Origin of the sequence: Streptomyces abyssomicinicus (assembly GCF_008974245.1) — a bacterium.
Classification (GTDB): Bacteria; Actinomycetota; Actinomycetes; order Streptomycetales; family Streptomycetaceae; genus Streptomyces; species Streptomyces abyssomicinicus.
In genome coordinates, this window is record NZ_BBZI01000010.1 from 86,600 (window position 1) to 102,980 (window position 16,381).

A 16,381-nucleotide genomic window follows, 5' to 3' on the forward strand; every position below is an offset into this window, starting at 1 on the left:
GGCGCGGTCCGGCGGGGGAGACCCCGGGAGCGCCCTGTCGGACGGAGTGTCAGACCGGTGCAGGCCCCCTGCCCGGAGGGTCCTGGACCAGGCCGACGACATTGCCGTCCGCGTCCCGGACGGTCGCCACCAGCTTCCCGCCGCCGACGTCGCGCACGTCGCGCACCGCCTCCGCCCCCGCGGAGAGCAGCGCGGCCAGCGTCGCCGGCAGGTCGTCGACGTGCCAGTAGGGGACCGGGCCGCGGAGCCCGGCGTCGTGACCGTGCGGATCGAGCCCGACCTCCTGGCCGTCGGCCGTGCGGAACCCGGCCCAGTGCGCCTCGTCGACATGCGGCTCGACACCGAGCAGGGCGCGGAACAGCGCCTTGGCACCGTCGAGATCGCCGACCGGGTAGACGATGGTCCTCAGATGGGCCTCCATGGCCCCATGCTCGTCGCACCCGGTCCGCCCCGCATCCGGCGCCCGCATCCGCCCGCCCCCGCCCGTCCGTCGTCACCGCGGCGGAGCGACGGACCTCACCCCGGGACGACCGCCACCGCGGTCGCGCAGTGCCGCAGCACCGTCCGGGCGACGCCGCCGATGCGTCCCCGCTCGCCGCCGCGGCCCACGACCAGCAGGGATGCCTCGGCGGACTCGTCCACCAGCCGCGCCGCCGCGCCGCCGAACCCCGTCCGCACCGTGACCGGCACCGAGGGGTGACGCTCCCGCCACGGCTCCAGCGCGTCCCGCAACGCCTGACGCGCGTCCCGGTCCAGCGCGCGGTCCTGCCCCGGGTCCACGCCGGGCGGCCGCCGCCAGGCGCCGACGACCTTGAGCCGCGCCTGACGCCGCGCCGCCTCACCGAAGGCGAAGGCCAGGGCGCCGGCCGCCGGCCGCCCGGCGTCCAGCCCCAGCACCACGTCCTGGTACGGGGCGCCGCCCCACGACGGCCCGACCGTCCCCGTCGGCGGGTCCTCCTCCGGTGCCGGGGCGCCCGAGCGGACCAGCACCACCGGACCGGTCGCCTCCGCGACCACCGCGAGCGCGACCGGGCCCACCATCCAGAGGCCCTCGTGGCCGTTGACGCTCGCGACGGTCCGCGACCCGAGCACCAGCGGACAGCCGTGCGACGCGGCGTCCAGCAGGGCGGGCGCCGGCGCCTCACGGACCTGCTCGAAGGTGACGCTCAGCCGGGGACGTGCCGTGGTCAGCCGCTCGGCGGTCTCCCGCAGCACCTTCTGCGCCCACTGCCGCCGCGCCGCCTCGGCCTCGCCGCTCCCGCGCCGCCCTCCGGGCGCCGACGAGAACGGCTGCCACGACCCCGCGTGCACCAGCCGTACCGGACGGCCCCACAACTCGGCCTCCCGCGCGGCCCAGTCGGCGGCCGCGAGGCTTTCGGACGAACCGTCCACGCCGACGGTGACGGTAGCGGGCATGATGCGTGCTCCTGGGCTCCTCGCGGGGACATGGGCGTCCTGGTCCGACAGGGGACGGTGCGATCACGTTGTCAGGGCGGACACCGCCGGCGTAGGGCCGACCGGCCCCTTTCCCGTCCCCGGCGACGGCTACGCTGGCCGACCGACATGAGTGACACACCCGCACCCGGCCCGGCCGTCCCCCAGGACCCCGTCCCGGACACCCGGGCCCCCGGCCCTCCCCGCTTTCCCCGGGCCTGGCGCGCCGACGCCCCCGTCGTCGCCGCGGTCGCGCTGGGCGGGGCGCTCGGCGCGAGCGCCCGGTACGCGGCCGTCCTGCTCCGGCCCGCCGCCGCGGACGCCTTCCCGTGGACGGTGTTCTGGGTCAACGTGGCCGGCTGCGCCGTGATCGGCGCCTTCACCGTCCTGGTGACCGAGGGGGCCCGGACGCCGCATCCGCTGCTGCGCCCGTTCTTCGGCACCGGGGTGCTCGGAGGGTTCACCACCTTCTCCGCCTACGCGCTGGACATCCACCGGCTGCACGAGTCCGGCGAGCCGCTGCTCGCGCTCCTGTACCTCGCCGGAACCCTGGCCGCCGCTCTGGCCGCCGTCCTGCTCGGCGCGGCGTCCGCCCGCCTCGCCCTGCGCGGCAGGAGGTCCCGGTGAACTGGCTGCTGGTGATCGCCGGAGCCCTGGTGGGCGCCCCGCTGCGCTACCTCACCGACCGGGCGGTGCGGCTGCGCCTGAGGCCGGGGTCCGTCCTCCCGTGGGGCACCTTCACCGTCAACGTCGCGGGATCGCTGGCCCTCGGACTGCTCACCGGCGCCGCGGTCGCCGGGCCGGCGGGGGAGCGGCTGGACCTGCTGCTCGGCACCGGTCTGTGCGGGGCGCTCACCACCTACTCGACCTTCTCCTGGGAGACGCTGCGCCTCGCCGAGGACGGCTCGCCCCTCCTCGCGGCGTGCAACGTCCTGGGCACCCTCCTGGCGGGCCTGGCGGCGATGTACGCGGGCGTGGCGCTGGGGGGAGCGCTCCAGGGCTGAGCGGCCCCGGAGCGCCCCGCCACGGCCGGAGTACCGTGGACAGGGGGCCGAGGAGGTGCGGCATGACCACGGCCACCACTGTCTCCGCCCGGGACATCCCCCGGACCCCGGGGATACGCGCGCGAACCGTGAACGACGCCGAGGTGCGCGCCTCGCTCGACGTACTGGGCTCACTGCCTGCCGACGCCTGGTCGCGGCCGACCGCGTGCACCGGCTGGGCCGTCCGGGACATGGCCGCGCACGAGATCGGCCAGTGCGAGGAACTCGCCAAGCCGTGGCTGATGTTCAGCCGGATCAGGCGGGCGCGGACCCGGCATCCGGAACTCGGCGCCCTGGACGGGCACAACGAGAGCCAGATCGAGGACCGCGCGGACCTGCCCCCGGAGCGCCTCGTCCACGAGCTGGCGAAGCACGGTCCGCGGGGGCTGCACAGCCTCGCCCGCGCGCCTCGGCCGCTGCGCCGCCGCCTGCGCACCAGCCTGGTCTTCCCGCAGGAGGGCCGGGCGCTGCCCGAGGACTCTATGGAGTACCTGAACAGCGTTCTCGTCGCCCGTGACCTGTGGATGCACCGGATCGACATCAGCGACGCGACGGGCGCCGAGCTGGTCCTCAACGGCCACGACCGGGAGATCCTGCACCAGGTCCTGCTCGACCTGGCCCTGGGCTGGAGCGGCCCGCCCTGCCTGCTGGAGCTCTCGGGGCCGATCGGCGGCCGGTACCGCATCGGCGGCGACGGCCCTCCGGCGGTCACGCTGCGGGCGGACGCCGTCGTCCTCGCCCGACACCTGTCCGGCCGGCCGGCGCGCGGCGAACTGCGCTTCGAGGGCGACGAGAAGACGGCGTCGGCCCTCGCGGACGCCCGGGTCGTCTTCTGAACCGGTCATGGGGACCAGGAGCGGCGGCGCGCCCGCGCCCGCCCCCACCGCGGTCGCCTCACTCCCGCGCACCGGACCCGCGCCGCCCGCGCCGGGTGGCGAACGCCGTGGCCGCCGCCGCGAGCGCCGCGGCTCCTCCGGCCAGGGTGAGTGTCCTCCAGGCCGTGCCGCCGTCCCCGCCGTGGCCGGTGACCTCCGCCGCCGCGTGCTCCGCGGACGGGCGAGGACGGGGCGAGGACGGGGGCCCCGCCGCGACGGGCGGTTCCAGCGAGCCGACCGGCCTGACTCTTCCCGCCGCCCGGAACCCCCAGTCCAGGAGCGACCTCGCCTCCTCGTAGACGGTGGAGGACCCGCCGTCCTGGGGGTTGAGCACCGTCACCACCAGGGTCCGTCCGCCCCGCCGGGCCGCCGCGACCAGCGTGTGGCCCGCCTTGCTGGTGTACCCGTTCTTCACGCCGATCGCCCCGGAGTAGCGCTCCACGCCCTGTGCCCCGGTCAGCAGCCGGTTGGTGTTGTGGATGTCGTAGGCGCCCTTGCGGCCCGGGAACTCGGCGAACGCCGTCCGGCAGTACTCGGCGAACCGGGGGTCGCGCAGCCCGGTCCGCCCGAACACCGCCAGGTCGTAGGCGGAGGAGACCTGGCCCGGGGCGTCGTATCCGTCCGGCGAGACCACCCGCGTGTCACGCGCGCCCAGCTTGCGGGCGGTGTCCTGCATCCGGGCCACCGCGGCCCGGGTGCCGCCCGCCATGGCGGACAGGACGTGCACCGCGTCGTTGCCGGAACTCAGGAAGACGCCCCGCCACAGGTCGTCCACCGAGTAGGCGCGGCCGGCCTCCACACCGACCAGGCTGCTGCCCTCACCGACGTCGGCCAGCTCCGCGTCCGTCGCCCGGTGACGCCCCTCGGGCACCCGGGGGAGGAGGGCGAGCGCGAACAGCGTCTTGAGGGTGCTGGCCGGGGGGAGCCTGCGGTGGGCGTCGTGCGCGGCGAGCACGTCACCGCTGCGGGCGTCCGCCACCACCCAGGAGAGCGCGGACACCTCCGGCACCTCCGGCGCGCCGCCGGCGAGCCGCACCTGCGTGCCCGAGGCCAGCAGCGGATCCGGCGCGTCGGCCGTGGGCGAGGGCGTCCCCGCCGCCCCCACCGCGAGGAGGGCGCACCCGGCGACGGCGAGGCGGACGGCCCGGCCGGAGCCGGGACCTCGTGAGAAAAGTGCGATTTTCATACGAGAAACGTAGGAATGGCGGACGGTGACACGCCGGACGCCACGACCGGACCGGCCCGAGCGGCACCCGGATGCCGTACGGCCGCCGTTATCCTCCGAGGATGTCCGGTCCCAAGACGCACGGCCCCGGAAGGCGCGACCTCAGCAGGTACGGCCCCAGGAGGTACGGTCCGCAGGGTCCCACCCTGGGCGGGCTCGCCGTGCAGGCGCTGTCGTCCGTCGAGCGCGGCTACGACCTGCTCGCCCCGGACTTCGACCACACCCCGTTCCGGACCCCCGACGGCTTCCTGCGCGCCACCCGCGACGGTCTGGCCCCGCTCGGACCCTTCGAGGACGGCCTCGACCTGTGCTGCGGCACCGGAGCCGGACTCGACGTGACTGCCGCACTGTGCCGACGGTCCGTCACCGGCGTCGACGTCAGCGCCGGAATGCTGGAGCGCGCCCGCCGCGCCGCCCCCCGGGCGGCCCTGGTCCGCGCGGACGCGCGCGCCCTGCCCTTCGCCCCGGCCTCCTTCGACCTGGCCGTCACCTTCGGCGCGCTGGGCCACTTCCTGCCCCGTGACCTGCCGGCCCTCTTCGGGCAGGCCCACCGGGTGCTGCGCCCGGGCGGACGCCTCGCCTTCCCCCTGCCCGGACCGCCCCGCCCGGGCTCCAGGGCCGCGCTGGGCCTGCTGGCCTTCGACACGGCGATGCGGGTCCGCAACGCGGTGTGGCGCCCGCCGTTCGTCATGTACTACCGCGTCCTGACCTTCGGTGTGCTCCGGTCGGTTCTCGTCCGCACCGGCTTCACGGTGGAGACCTACGCCATGGCGGAGTTCGGCCGGCGGGAGGACGGCAGCCCGCGCTGCCGCCTGGTCGTCGCGACCCGGCCCACCCGGGCCGCTCAGGCGTCGGGCGCGGCGGGGACGTCGCCGGGACCGCCGGCGTTGTAACGCCGCAGGTAGGAGGCGAACCGGGCCAGGTCCTCCTCGCTCCAGCCGGAGAGCCGCTCGCCCACGGCCGCGCGGCGCCGGTCGGTCACCCGGCCGAGTATCCGGCGGCCCGCGTCGGTGAGCTGGAGCACCTGCACCCGCTGGTCCGCCGTGTCCTGACGGCGCTCCACCAGCCCCTCGCGCTCCAGCACCGCCACCTGGCGGCTGACCGTGGACTTGTCGAGTGCGTAGTGGTCCGCCAGGTCCGTGGCCCGGCAGCCGCCGCTCTCCTCCAGGTGACCCAGCAGCGTGTACGAGACCAGGGACAGTTCCGGATGGAGCCGTCCGGCCAGAGCCCGCGCCCGGCGCGCGAACGACGTCATCTCGCGCTGGATCGTCTCGATCGCCTGGTCGGCGGCTGAGTTCACGGGGAACCTCCTCACGTTCTGGTTGCAGAATACAACCACGAGCGCGAATGGCGGTAACCCGGGTGCGCCCGCCGCCTGTTATTCACGTGCCTCGCCCGGGGGCCCTGGGTAGGGTGGCCGCCGGTCGAGCAGGGTACCGGCCGTCCGACCGCGACAGCGACAACCAGCACGCAGCACGCAGCACGCAGCACGCACAGCGCAGCAGGCGGGCGCAGCACGCGGAACGCCGCCCTCACCGACGCCGACCCCGGACAGCGAGGCCGATGACGACTCCCCGGACCCGACCCACCGTCCCGCCCGAGGCGCCGGCCGCCGTCGTCGCGGCGCTGCGCGCGGCGGGCTGCGTGTTCGCCGAGGAGGAGGCCGCGCTCCTCGCCCGAGCCGCCGGCGGCGCGCCGGAACGGCTCGCGGCCCTGGTGGCCCGGCGGGTGGCCGGAGAGCCGCTGGAGCACGTGGTCGGCTGGGCCGAGTTCCGCGGCCTGCGCATCCGTGTCGCCCCGGGCGTCTTCGTGCCGCGCCGCCGCACCGAGTTCCTGGTCGAACGCGCCCTCGCCCTGGCCCCGAGGGCGCGCACGGTCGTCGACCTGTGCTGCGGTTCGGGCGCCCTGGGCGCGGCCCTCGCCCGCGCGCTGCCCGGCGCCGAGCTGCACGCCGCCGACATCGACCCCGCCGCCGTGGAGTGCGCCGCGCGCAACCTCGGGCCCTACGGGGGCCGCGTCCATCACGGCGACCTGTTCGCGGCGCTCCCGGCGGCCCTGCGCGGGAGGGTCGAGATCCTCGCGGCCAACGTTCCCTACGTGCCCACCGCCGACATCCGGCTGCTGCCCGCCGAGGCCCGCGAGCACGAACCGCCGACCGCCCTGGACGGAGGGCCCGACGGCCTCGCCGTCCTGCGGCGGGTGGCCGAGGACGCCCCCGGATGGCTGGCGCCGGGCGGCTGTCTGCTCGCCGAGACGAGCGGGCGCCAGGCCCCCGCCGCCGAGCGCGCGTTCGCCGGGGCGGGACTGGTGGCCGAGGTGGCGGTCTGCGAGGAGAGCGACGCCCATGTGATCACCGGCGTGCTCCGCCCCTGACGGGCCGTCCGGCGCCGTCCGGCGACACGCCGTGGGTGCCGTCCGGTGACATGCCTCGGCCGCCGCCTGGCGTCATGGCCGGGCGGCGGCCGAGTGACCGCGCGGGTGGTGCTCAGAACCGGTGCGGCCTGGCCTTGCGCCGCAGGTACCAGGCGGCGCCGCCCACACCGGCCGCGACCAGGGTGCCACCCGCGACCAGGGTGAGGGTGGTGTGGTCCTTCACCGCGCCGCCGAGGCCACCCATCACTCCGCGCGAGGGCGAGGTGGTGGGCGACGCCGTCGCAGTGGCGGTCGCGGTCGCGGTGGCGGTCGAGGTGGGTGATGCCGTGGCGGTCGGTGTCGCGCCGGACACGATGACGGACTGGGTGCCCGCCGTGCTGTTGTCCGAGCACCGCACGATCACCGTGTAGGTGCCGGGCGTGACGCTCGACCAGGCCGCCGACTGGCTGGTGGCCGAGCCCGACAGGGCGACCTGACGGCCCTCTGCGAAGGTGTTCTGTGTGCTGTTGAGCAGCGAGGCGGAGCCCCAACTGCCGTTCGCCTGCGAGCAGGCGCTGGTGGTGACCGCGACGGTGGTGCCGCTGGTGCTCACGGAGATGCCCGGGCCGGCGGCGGCCGACCCCGCGAAGGCGAGCGGCAGGGCGGCGGCAGCCACGGTCAGGCCTGATCTGACGATGACACGAGGTGTACGCATGGGTCTGACCTCCGGCGGCACGGCTGGCGGACATCCCTAGCGCCGCCGAGGATCGGGAGTGCCCGTACCGCCCTCGGGGACAGCCAATGTCCACGGCGCGCCCGGCGCACCCGGAGAGCACCCGGACAGGTGACGCCGGCCGCCGCGGCCCCGTCCCCCGCGGCCTCACCGACCGCGGCTCACCGACCGCAGCTCACGGCCCGTGGCCCCGTGGCCCGCGGCCTCACCGGCCGGTGGTCACCGTCCGCTCCGGGGAGAAGCCGCCCCAGGTGCCGTCCGGCAGCTTGGCGCGGATCCGGACCCGGTACGTCTCGCCGGTCCCGCCGCCGACGAAGAAGCGGTGGACCGACCGGCCGCCGGGCGCCTTCCCGCCCCACACCAGCGTGGTGGCCGGACGGCCGCCGAGGTGGATCTGGTACTCGGTGACCATCCCGTCGACGCCGGGCGGCTCCCAGGAGATCTCCAGGTGCCAGGCCCCCTCCGCCTTCACCGCCGCCGCCCGGAAGTCCCCGGGCGCCGTCCCGCGCCCGTCGTCCTCCCCGGCGCCGGCGGTGGTGACGCGGACCGGGTCGCCGGCGGGGGAGAGGTTGTCGGCGGCGTCCCTGGCACGCACCGTGAAGGAGTAACGGGCCCCGGGCCGCAGGCCGGTGACCACCGCCTCGGTCAGGTCGCCCCCCACACCGTGGATCTTCGTCGAGCCCTGGTAGATGTCGTAGGAGACCACCTTCCGGTCGTCGGTGGAGGCCTTCCAGGTGAGCTTCGCCGCCCGGCTCCCGACGGCGCGGGCCTCGAGGCCCTCCGGGCGCGACGGCGGACGGGTGTCGGCGGCGGCCGCGGCCGGGGTGGTGGCCCGCACCTCGGCGCTCTCCGGGCCCAGCCGTCCGTCGGTCGAACGGGCCCGCACACGGAACGTGTAGGCGGTGCCCGGCTTCAGCCTGGTGACGTCCACCATGTGCTCCGACGCCGGGACCTCCTTCACCTTGGTGGGGCCCCGGTACACCTCGTAGGCCTCCACCCGGGAGCCGTTCTCGGTGACCCGGTTCCACATGACGTGCACGCTGGTCGCGCTGCCCGCCACCGCCGTGACCCCGGCGGGTGCCGCGGGGAGCCGCCCGCCGTCCTCGTCCCCGGCCGACGCGTCCGTGCCGCAGGAGGCCAGGAGCGCCGCGGCCAGCAGCGCGCCGCAGCACCGGGCCGTCGCCCGGGAAGCACGTGTCGCACGAGCCATGGCCCAACCTCCGCGGAGCGGCACCGGAATGGTCCGTACCAATATGCCTGTGCTGGCGCGTGCACATCAAGTGGTGGTCGTTGACCGGGCGGGGACCGCTGTACGTATGCTGAACCCCCTCGCGGCCGGGCGGACCTGACGACGGGTCGGCCCACGGCCGTCGGCGCGGAACCGCTGTCGTCGCTGCTCACGCGCCGGACGGGCGGCGGGGGCCGGACCGGGGCGCGGGTCCGTCCGGCCCCCGCTCGCGTCGCCCGCGGACGCCCGCGTCCCCTCGGCGGCCCTCGCCCCGTCTCCTTCCCCGTACGGTCTCCGCTCCGCCGCGCCGGGCGCCGGAGGGTTCACCTCCGGCTGCCGGGGTGATGGGATGTCGGAACCATCGCCGATCCGGCCGGCCCGACCGGCCGCCGGTCCACCGTACGGAGGAGCGAGAACGATGCGGGTGCCAATGACCATCGCGGACTTCCTCGACCGGGCGGAGGCCGGCTTCGCCGGCGGCCCCGGAGTGGTGGACGAGCCGGATCAGCCCGCCCTGCCCGTCCCGGAGAGCACCTACGGCCGCTTCGCCGAGCGGGTCCGCGCCTGGCAGGCGGGGTTCGACGCCCTCGGCGTGGCGGAGGGTGAGCGGATCGCCGTGGTCAGCCACAACTCGGCCCGGCTGCTGGAACTGCTCTTCGCCGTGCCGATGAGCGGGCGGATCTGCGTTCCGGTCAACTTCCGCCTGAGGCCGGAGGAGGTCGACTACATCGTCGGCCAGAGCGGAGCCTCGGTGCTCCTCGTCGACCCCGAACTGGACGCCGCCCTCAGCGGGGTGACCGCACGCCACCGCTTCGTCCTCGGTGAGGAGACCGACCGTGCGCTGATGCGGTTCGGGGTCGAACCGCGGCCCTGGTCCCGGCCCGACGAGGACGCCACCGCCACCGTCAACTACACCTCCGGCACCACCGCGCGCCCCAAGGGCGTCCAGCTCACCCATCGCAACATCTGGGTGGACGCGGTCACCTTCGGCCTGCACACACGGGCCTGGGAACGCGACGTCTACCTCCACGTGCTCCCCATGTTCCACTGCAACGGCTGGGGAATGCCGTTCCTCATGGCGGGCCTCGGCGTGCCGCAGATCGTCCTCCGCAAGGTCGACGGCGCGGAGATCCTGCGCCGCGTCGAGCGGCACGGCGTCACCCTGATGTGCGGAGCCCCGGCCGTCTGGAACGCGGTGCTGGACGCCGCCGCCGACCGGGAGGGCGAGATCCCCGGCCGTGGCCGGGTGCGCATCGTCTGCGCGGGCGCGCCGCCGCCCAGCCGCACCATCCAGCGGGTGGGCGAGGAACTCGGCTGGGAGTTCCTGCAGATCTACGGCCTCACCGAGACCGCTCCGCTGCTCACCTTCAACCGCTCCCTGCCCCGCGACGACGCCCTGCCCGCGGAGCGGCGCGCCCACCGGCTGTCCCGCGCGGGCCTGCCCACCCTGGGCACCCGGCTGAAGATCTCCGAGTCCGGCGAGGTGCTGGCCCGCTCCAACACCGTGATGGAGGGCTACTGGGAGAAGCCGGAGGCCACCGCGGACGCGCTCGGCGACGGCTGGTTCCGCACCGGTGACGGCGGCACCCTCGACCCCGACGACGGCCACCTCACCATCTCCGACCGCAAGAAGGACGTCATCATCACCGGCGGCGAGAACGTCTCGTCGATCGAGGTCGAGGACGTGATCTTCAGCCATCCCGCGGTCGCCGAGGTGGCGGTGATCGGCGTGCCGCACGAGCGGTGGGGCGAGACGGTCAAGGCGCTGGTGGTGCCGGCCGAGGGCGCCGAGCCCGGCGAGGACGAGATCATCGCGCACTGCAAGGAGCGGATGGCCGGCTACAAGGCGCCGACCAGTGTGGAGTTCCGCGACTCCATCCCGCGCACCGCCACCGGGAAGATCCAGAAGTTCAAGCTGCGGCAGCCCTACTGGCGCGAATCCGACCGCGGCGTCAACTGACCCGGTAGCCTGCGGGACATGAGTACTCTCGACGCCCTGGCCACCGCCCCGTACGTATCGGTGACGACGTTCCGCAAGGACGGCCGGGCGGTCGCCACCCCCGTCTGGGTGGTGCCGGACGGTGAGGGCACGCTGGCCGTCTGGACCCGCGTGGACAGCGGCAAGGTCAAGCGGATACGCCGCGACGGGCGGGTGACGGTGGCCCCCTGCGACTTCCGGGGCAACCTCAAGGGCGAGGCCGTGGAGGCCCGCGCACGGCTCGGCACGCCCGAGGACGTGGCGCGCGTCCGCCGGGGCATCATCCGCAAGTACGGTCTGTCCGGCCGCCTGACCCTGCTCGGCAGCCGGCTGCGCGGCGGCCACACCTCCACGGTGGCGGTTCTGATCACCCCGGCCGACTGAGACCGCTCCGGCGGCGGCGGAGCCGTCCGGCCCCGCTGCCGCCGGCCCCGCCGTGTCGGTGCCGTGCGGCAGGATCGTCGCCATGAGCCCCTTGCTGCTGACCGACATCGAGCAGGCGATCCGCGCCGGCTGGAGCGCCGAGACCTGCACCCCCGAGTACCGGCCGCGCTGGCGCCCCGACAACCCGGCCCGCGACCAGTGCGGCGTCACGGCGCTGGTCCTGCACGACCTCCTCGGCGGCGACCTGGTCCGCGGGGAGGTCCATGTCGACGGCAGGTGGACCGACTACCACTGGTGGAACCGTCTCGGCGCCGGGGTCGAGATCGACCTCACCCGGGAGCAGTTCGGCCCCGAGGAGACCGTCACCGGAGGCCAGGTGATCGTCCGCCCCGCCGAGATCCGCCGCTGCCGGGAGGAGTACGAACTCCTGCGCGCCCGCGTGCTGCGCAAGCTCGGCGTCGCCGGCCCGGCCTGACGCCGCCGCCCGTGGAGCTGGCGGGCCCGTGCCCGGTGCCTGCCGGACCGCTCCACCGCCCTCCCGCCGTCCCCGCGGGCCCCCGGCCGGCCGCTCCGGTCCCACGGGGCGCTCTTCGCGCACGACCGCGCCGTTCGGGAGCCGGGGGACGGCGGGGCGGCTACCGTGTGAGACCAGGACCGCGTGGAGCGGAGGGAGCCGGGATGCGGAGGCAGTCGGAGATGCCGTACCGGAAACGAGGGGGCGGCCCGGCTCTGCTGGCCGCCGCGTGCCTGCTGCTCGCCGCCTGCGGATCGGTGGAGGCGTCCCAGCCGGACGGTCCGGCCCGCTCGCCGGGGCAGGGCCGGCCGTCGACGGAGGGCTCCGGGCCGCCGCAGGGGCCCGGGGAGCATGGCGGGGCGAGCGCGACGCCGACGGACCAGCCCGAGAGCGTCCGCCTCACCGTCACCGGCGGCATCGCCGGCGTCCACCGCTCCATCCTCGCGTCCACCGACGGCACGGTCGAGGTCAGCGAACGGAAGAAGGGCTACTGGGAGGCCGACCCCCTCTCCGGTGCCGACCGCGACCGGCTGAAGACCCTGCTGAAGAAGATCGACTTCGCCGCGCTCCCGCCCCGCAGCGTCGACGAGGACGCCCGCGACATGTTCGTCTACGCACTGGAGCACGACGGCCACGCCGTCGTCACCGACCGCAGCGTTTCCCTGGGCGCGGCCGACGATCTGATCGGCCAGCTCGAACGCCACCTCGAGGAGCGGCTCTGAGCGTCCTGGACCTCTGGCGCCGGCACCTCGGCGCCGTCCCGGAGTCCGTCTGGGACCGGCGTGAACTGCGCGTGCTGATCCTCGCCGACAACGACCTGACCGCCCTGTCGCCCGCGGTCGGCCGGCTCCGGCGGCTCACCACCCTCGACCTCGGCCACAACGCGCTCACCGGACTGCCGCCCGAGATCGGCGCCCTGACCGGCCTCACCGGCTGCCTCTACCTCCACGACAACCGGCTGACCCGGCTGCCGGACGAACTCGGCTCGCTCACGCGACTGCGGCTCCTCAACGTCGGCGACAACCGCCTCACCGCGCTCCCCGACACCCTCACCCGGCTGGCCTCCCTGGTCGAACTGCGCTCCCAGCACAACGAGTTGACGAATCTCCCCGAGCGGATCGGAGACCTCGGCCGCCTCCGGGAACTGTGGCTCAAGGGCAATCGCCTCACCCGCCTCCCGGACTCCTTCTCCCACCTCCGCGCACTGCGCCACCTCGAACTCCGCGACAACCTGCTCCCCGAGGTCCCCGGCCAACTCGCCGGACTGCCCCTGCTGCGCGTCCTCGACCTGCGGGGCAACCGGATCCGCGGGCTGCCGCCGTGGCTTTCGGACATGCCCTCCCTGGAGAAGCTCGACCTGCGGTGGAACGACCTCGCCGTCGACCCCGCGGACGACCCGGTGGCCCTCGCCCTCGAGCGGCGCGGATGCGTGGTGGTGGCGTGAACACGCTCCGGGGCCCCCACCCCCGTTGACTTCCGGCGGACTCCAGGCGTGAAGCTGTCCCGGTGACCGCACCCAGAACCGGCCGGACCAGGCTCCCCAAGCTCCCCCCGGCCTACCGTCCCCTGTTCGCGCACCGCCCGTTCCGGCGCCTGCTGCCCGCGTTCGTCGCCTCCGACTTCGGCGACGGGACGGCCGTCGTGACCGTGCCGTGGCTCGCCGTGCTGCTGGCCCCGCAGGAGAGCCCCGGCCTGTACGTCGGGGCCGCGGTCGCCGCGTACGCGCTGCCGGGCGCCGTCGGGGCGCTGCTGCTGGGGCGGTGGATGCGGCGCTTCCCCGCCCGCCGGCTGCTGCTCACCGACGCCGCGCTGCGGGCCGTCATGCTCGCCTGCGTGCCGCTGGCCTGGGCCCTCGGCGTGCTGACCCCCTGGCTGTACGTGATCCTGCTGGCCGCCTCCTCACTGCTGCACGCGTGGGGCAGTGCCGGCAAGTACGCGCTGCTCGCCTCCCTCCTGCCGCCCGAGCGCCGGCTCGCCGCCAACGCCCTGGTCAGCTCGAGCGCCTCGGCGGCGATGGTGTTCGGGCCCGCCCTCGCCGGGGCGCTGATCACCGTGGTGAGCCCCGCCTGGATCGTCGGCCTCGACGCCCTCACCTTCGCCGTCCTCGCCGTCGGCGCCGCCCGCGTCCGCCCCGGCGCCGCCGAGCGGCCGGATGCCGCCGCCGACCCGGCGGGCGGCACGGCCGGCACCTCCTCCGCCGCCCTCGCCCTCTTCCGGCAGCGGCCCGAACTGCTGGGCATCCTGGCCCTCACCTGGTTCTTCTTCTTCCTCTACGGCCCGGTCGAGGTGGCCCTGCCGCTGCACGTCACCGAGGACCTGCGCCAGGGCTCCGCGCTGCTAGGCCTCTACTGGACGCTGTTCAGCGTGGGAGCCGTCCTCGGCGGGCTCGCCGCCGGGATGCTGCGGCGACTGCCGCTGTGGCCGGCGGCGCTCGGCATCGTCGCCGGCTGGGGAGCCGTCCTGCTCCCCTTCGGTTTCGGCGCGCCGCCCTCCGTCACCGTCGCCTGTTTCGCCCTCGGCGGCCTGATCTACGGCCCGTTCACCGCGCTGTCCTTCACCCTGTTCCAGGACCGCACCCCCGAGGAATGGCTGACCACCGTGCTCGCGGTGCGCGGTGCCGCGCTGCTCGCCTCCTCCCCGCTGGGCACCGCCCTCGGCGGCCCCCTCACCGCCGCCTTCGGCCCCCGCGCCGTGCTCGCCTCGTCCGGCGCGGCCACCCTCGCCCTGGTCGCCGCCGCCGCGGCCCTCGGTCTCGTGGCCCGGGCCCGAGACCGCGGCAAGGCGGTCCCGGCCCCCGACGACGGGCGTGACCTGGCGGAACCCGCCTGAAGGGGCCAGGCACGGACATGCCGAAGGGCCCCGGGCGGCACCCGCCCGGGGCCCTTCGTGAGGGGGTACGAGCCGATCAGAACCGGTCGCCCTTCGGCTTGCCCCGCTGGTCGGGGGTGCCGTGCGGCGGCGGGTTGTGCGGCTGAGCGGACGTCCTCGGCGACACCGGGGACCCACCCGCCGCGTGACCCTGTTCCGGGCGGAGCCCCGACGGATCGCCCGCGGTCGGCTCGGCGCCGTTGCGCAGCTGGTCCAGGCGGGCGGAGAGGACCTGGGTGGCCGGCACCCGGCGCCCGTGGTCCTTCTCGTGCTCCAGGAGCGTCTCCACCTGGTCGGAGGTCAGCGAGCGGACCCGGCTCTCCAGCGAGCCGAGCGGCAACTGGTCGTAGTCCGGGAGCGGCAGGTCGTCGCGGCGGGGATGGGACATGGTCACTCACTTCCTGCGAGATGCGTCGGATCGTGCGGCGGCCGCGGCCCACCGGTCAGCGGTGGCCGCCGCCTCCGCTGCCGAAGCCTCCGCTGCTGCCCTCGTTCCATCGCGGGCGCGGCGGCTCCTCCTCGGTCGGCAGGGTTCCCTGGGGGTCGAGCTGGTACGGCGTGAGGCGGTCGTGGTCCTGCTTCGGCACGTCGTCGGTGTCCCGGGTCGTCCGGTCCTCACGCACCGGACCGCCCGGCGGCATCTTGGGCTGCTCCTGCGGCGTCGGCCTGCGCGGCTCCCGCTGACGCACCCGCCAGCCGAAGAACACCGCGCCGATCAGCGCGGCCGCCACGATCGCACCGAGGATGAACGGAGCGAGCCCGCCGATCTGTCCTTCTTCCAGGGCGAAATCCACCCATTCATAGCTCATGGTATGCATCTACCCCTAACCGGTTGATATGAACCGATGATCAGTTCATGCCCTGGTCGTCCTCACGGGCGGCTCGGGTCCGCGAGCGGTTGGCCTTGCGGATCGCGTCCAGCAGCTGCGATCTGGACATCCGCGACCGGCCGGTGACGTCCAGCCGCCGGGCCAGCTCGTACAGGTGCTGCCGGGAGGCGTCCTCGTCCACGCCCTCCCCGCTGCGGCCGCCCTGCTGCCGGGGCCGGGCCGACCGCGGGTCGGACGGCCCCTTGCGGCCGCCCTCCTTGCGCTCCCAGTGGTCGCCGACCTTCTCGTGCGTGTGCTTCAGCGCGCCGTACGCCACCCGATGGGCTCGCTCGCCCTCGCCGTACTGGTCGACAGCCGAGTCGTGCGCCTTGATCCAGGTGCGGCGCGCCTCCTCGGAGGAGCGCTCCAGGGTGGACGGCAGTTCCTCGCGGCCGGGCAATCGGATCACCCCTTCCGTCCGTCGGCCTCCCGACGCCGGGTGCCCGGGAGCAGGCGTTTGACACCGCCGGACGGGGCAACTCGGCCCCCGTGACGAGCGCATCCCAGGATGAGCTGTACCGGTTCCTGGAGGACCGGTTCGCCTGCGCGCAGGCCTGCACCGAATGTGCGAGAGCCTGCGCCCTGCGCGCCGGATTCATGGACCCGGACGGCACCGAGGCGCAGGACCGGGCCCGGCGCAAGGGCATCATGTGCGCCGAGGTGTGCGACGCGACCTGCCGGGTGCTGTCCGAACAGACCGGACTGGACGAAGCCGGGCTGCGGATGCAGGTGGAATGGTGCCGCACCGTGTGCCTGGAGTGTGCGGAGGTCTTCGACGCCTGCCCCGGAGCGGAGGAGGCGGCCAAGTCGTGCCGCCGCTGCGCCGAGGCCTGCACCGAGTTCCTCGCGACGCTCGCCGCGTAGCGCAGCCCCCGTCC

General features: G+C 75.3%; 21 protein-coding genes. 12 read left to right on the forward strand and 9 right to left on the reverse strand.

Annotated elements, in window-relative coordinates; translation table 11 throughout:
• Nucleotides 1-49 precede the first annotated feature (49 nt).
• Together GBN72_RS23465 and GBN72_RS23470 are read right to left on the reverse strand one after the other, a co-directional pair.
• Entirely contained in the window at nt 50-421 is a 372-nt protein-coding gene (locus GBN72_RS23465; RefSeq protein ID WP_151773876.1) for a VOC family protein, read from the reverse strand.
• A 95-nt stretch (nt 422-516) separates the two neighbouring features.
• Complete coding sequence (locus GBN72_RS23470; protein WP_151773877.1) at nt 517-1,416, reverse strand: universal stress protein; 900 nt, start codon at nt 1,414-1,416, stop codon at nt 517-519.
• 147 nt (nt 1,417-1,563) lie between these two features.
• On the opposite strand from GBN72_RS23470, the gene GBN72_RS23475 reads away from it, so the two are divergent.
• The 3 genes from GBN72_RS23475 to GBN72_RS23485 all read left to right on the forward strand — a co-directional run bounded on the left by GBN72_RS23475 (nt 1,564) and on the right by GBN72_RS23485 (nt 3,313).
• On the forward strand, nt 1,564-2,061 hold the full coding sequence (locus GBN72_RS23475; protein ID WP_151773878.1) for a FluC/FEX family fluoride channel: 498 nt from the start codon (nt 1,564-1,566) through the stop codon (nt 2,059-2,061).
• Nucleotides 2,058-2,438 (forward strand): fluoride efflux transporter CrcB, encoded by a 381-nt coding sequence (crcB, locus tag GBN72_RS23480; protein ID WP_151773879.1) that lies wholly within the window; start codon nt 2,058-2,060, stop codon nt 2,436-2,438. The genes GBN72_RS23475 and crcB overlap by 4 nt, the downstream gene beginning before the upstream one ends.
• 62 nt (nt 2,439-2,500) lie before the next feature.
• The gene (locus GBN72_RS23485; RefSeq protein ID WP_151773880.1) at nt 2,501-3,313 is read left to right on the forward strand and encodes a maleylpyruvate isomerase family mycothiol-dependent enzyme; all 813 of its coding nucleotides are present in this window, start codon (nt 2,501-2,503) and stop codon (nt 3,311-3,313) included.
• A gap of 58 nt (nt 3,314-3,371) precedes the next feature.
• Here GBN72_RS23485 and GBN72_RS23490 read toward each other — a convergent pair whose 3' ends face one another.
• The gene (locus GBN72_RS23490) at nt 3,372-4,538 is read right to left on the reverse strand and encodes a D-alanyl-D-alanine carboxypeptidase family protein (RefSeq protein WP_151773881.1); all 1,167 of its coding nucleotides are present in this window, start codon (nt 4,536-4,538) and stop codon (nt 3,372-3,374) included.
• A 101-nt stretch (nt 4,539-4,639) separates the two neighbouring features.
• On the opposite strand from GBN72_RS23490, the gene GBN72_RS23495 reads away from it, so the two are divergent.
• Nucleotides 4,640-5,470: a class I SAM-dependent methyltransferase gene (locus GBN72_RS23495; RefSeq protein ID WP_151773882.1), complete on the forward strand. Its 831-nt coding sequence runs from the start codon at nt 4,640-4,642 to the stop codon at nt 5,468-5,470.
• Here GBN72_RS23495 and GBN72_RS23500 read toward each other — a convergent pair.
• A complete protein-coding gene (locus GBN72_RS23500; RefSeq protein WP_151774180.1) occupies nt 5,422-5,832 on the reverse strand; it encodes a MarR family winged helix-turn-helix transcriptional regulator in 411 nt (136 codons plus the stop codon). The two genes, GBN72_RS23495 and GBN72_RS23500, sit on opposite strands and share 49 nt — an antisense overlap.
• 308 nt (nt 5,833-6,140) lie before the next feature.
• Here GBN72_RS23500 and GBN72_RS23505 point away from each other — a divergent pair, with 308 nt between their 5' ends.
• Entirely contained in the window at nt 6,141-6,950 is an 810-nt protein-coding gene (locus tag GBN72_RS23505) for a putative protein N(5)-glutamine methyltransferase (protein WP_151773883.1), read from the forward strand.
• A 112-nt stretch (nt 6,951-7,062) separates the two neighbouring features.
• On the opposite strand, the gene GBN72_RS23510 is transcribed toward GBN72_RS23505, so the two are convergent.
• Together GBN72_RS23510 and GBN72_RS23515 are read right to left on the reverse strand one after the other, a co-directional pair.
• Entirely contained in the window at nt 7,063-7,644 is a 582-nt protein-coding gene (locus tag GBN72_RS23510) for a hypothetical protein (RefSeq protein ID WP_151773884.1), read from the reverse strand.
• Between the two features lie 223 nt (nt 7,645-7,867).
• Nucleotides 7,868-8,872 carry a fibronectin type III domain-containing protein gene (locus tag GBN72_RS23515; RefSeq protein WP_151773885.1) on the reverse strand — a complete coding sequence of 335 codons (1,005 nt, stop codon included), beginning with the start codon at nt 8,870-8,872 and terminating at the stop codon, nt 7,868-7,870.
• 436 nt (nt 8,873-9,308) lie between these two features.
• On the opposite strand from GBN72_RS23515, the gene GBN72_RS23520 reads away from it, so the two are divergent.
• The 6 genes from GBN72_RS23520 (at nt 9,309) to GBN72_RS23540 (ending at nt 14,595) form a co-directional block, all read left to right on the forward strand.
• On the forward strand, nt 9,309-10,850 hold the full coding sequence (locus tag GBN72_RS23520) for an AMP-binding protein (RefSeq protein WP_151773886.1): 1,542 nt from the start codon (nt 9,309-9,311) through the stop codon (nt 10,848-10,850).
• Between the two features lie 18 nt (nt 10,851-10,868).
• Entirely contained in the window at nt 10,869-11,252 is a 384-nt protein-coding gene (locus GBN72_RS23525; RefSeq protein WP_151773887.1) for a PPOX class F420-dependent oxidoreductase, read from the forward strand.
• An 82-nt stretch (nt 11,253-11,334) separates the two neighbouring features.
• Entirely contained in the window at nt 11,335-11,727 is a 393-nt protein-coding gene (locus GBN72_RS23530) for a YunG family protein (RefSeq protein WP_151773888.1), read from the forward strand.
• Between the two features lie 203 nt (nt 11,728-11,930).
• A complete protein-coding gene (locus GBN72_RS34290; protein WP_164540821.1) occupies nt 11,931-12,488 on the forward strand; it encodes a hypothetical protein in 558 nt (185 codons plus the stop codon).
• Nucleotides 12,489-12,493: 5 nt separating this feature from the next.
• Complete coding sequence (locus GBN72_RS23535) at nt 12,494-13,210, forward strand: leucine-rich repeat domain-containing protein (RefSeq protein ID WP_151774181.1); 717 nt, start codon at nt 12,494-12,496, stop codon at nt 13,208-13,210.
• Nucleotides 13,211-13,272: 62 nt separating this feature from the next.
• A complete protein-coding gene (locus tag GBN72_RS23540) occupies nt 13,273-14,595 on the forward strand; it encodes an MFS transporter (RefSeq protein ID WP_151773889.1) in 1,323 nt (440 codons plus the stop codon).
• A 76-nt stretch (nt 14,596-14,671) separates the two neighbouring features.
• On the opposite strand, the gene GBN72_RS23545 is transcribed toward GBN72_RS23540, so the two are convergent.
• From GBN72_RS23545 to GBN72_RS23555, 3 genes are read right to left on the reverse strand one after another with little or no spacing between them, the layout of a single operon-like run.
• Nucleotides 14,672-15,022, reverse strand: coding sequence for a DUF8129 domain-containing protein (locus GBN72_RS23545; RefSeq protein ID WP_151773890.1), 351 nt, complete (start codon nt 15,020-15,022; stop codon nt 14,672-14,674).
• A gap of 55 nt (nt 15,023-15,077) precedes the next feature.
• Nucleotides 15,078-15,443, reverse strand: a complete 366-nt coding sequence (locus GBN72_RS23550) for a DUF6479 family protein (protein WP_151773891.1) — start codon at nt 15,441-15,443, stop codon at nt 15,078-15,080.
• A gap of 40 nt (nt 15,444-15,483) precedes the next feature.
• On the reverse strand, nt 15,484-15,903 hold the full coding sequence (locus tag GBN72_RS23555; RefSeq protein WP_151774182.1) for a ChaB family protein: 420 nt from the start codon (nt 15,901-15,903) through the stop codon (nt 15,484-15,486).
• 89 nt (nt 15,904-15,992) lie between these two features.
• On the opposite strand from GBN72_RS23555, the gene GBN72_RS23560 reads away from it, so the two are divergent.
• Nucleotides 15,993-16,367: a four-helix bundle copper-binding protein gene (locus GBN72_RS23560; protein WP_151773892.1), complete on the forward strand. Its 375-nt coding sequence runs from the start codon at nt 15,993-15,995 to the stop codon at nt 16,365-16,367.
• Nucleotides 16,368-16,381 lie beyond the last annotated feature (14 nt).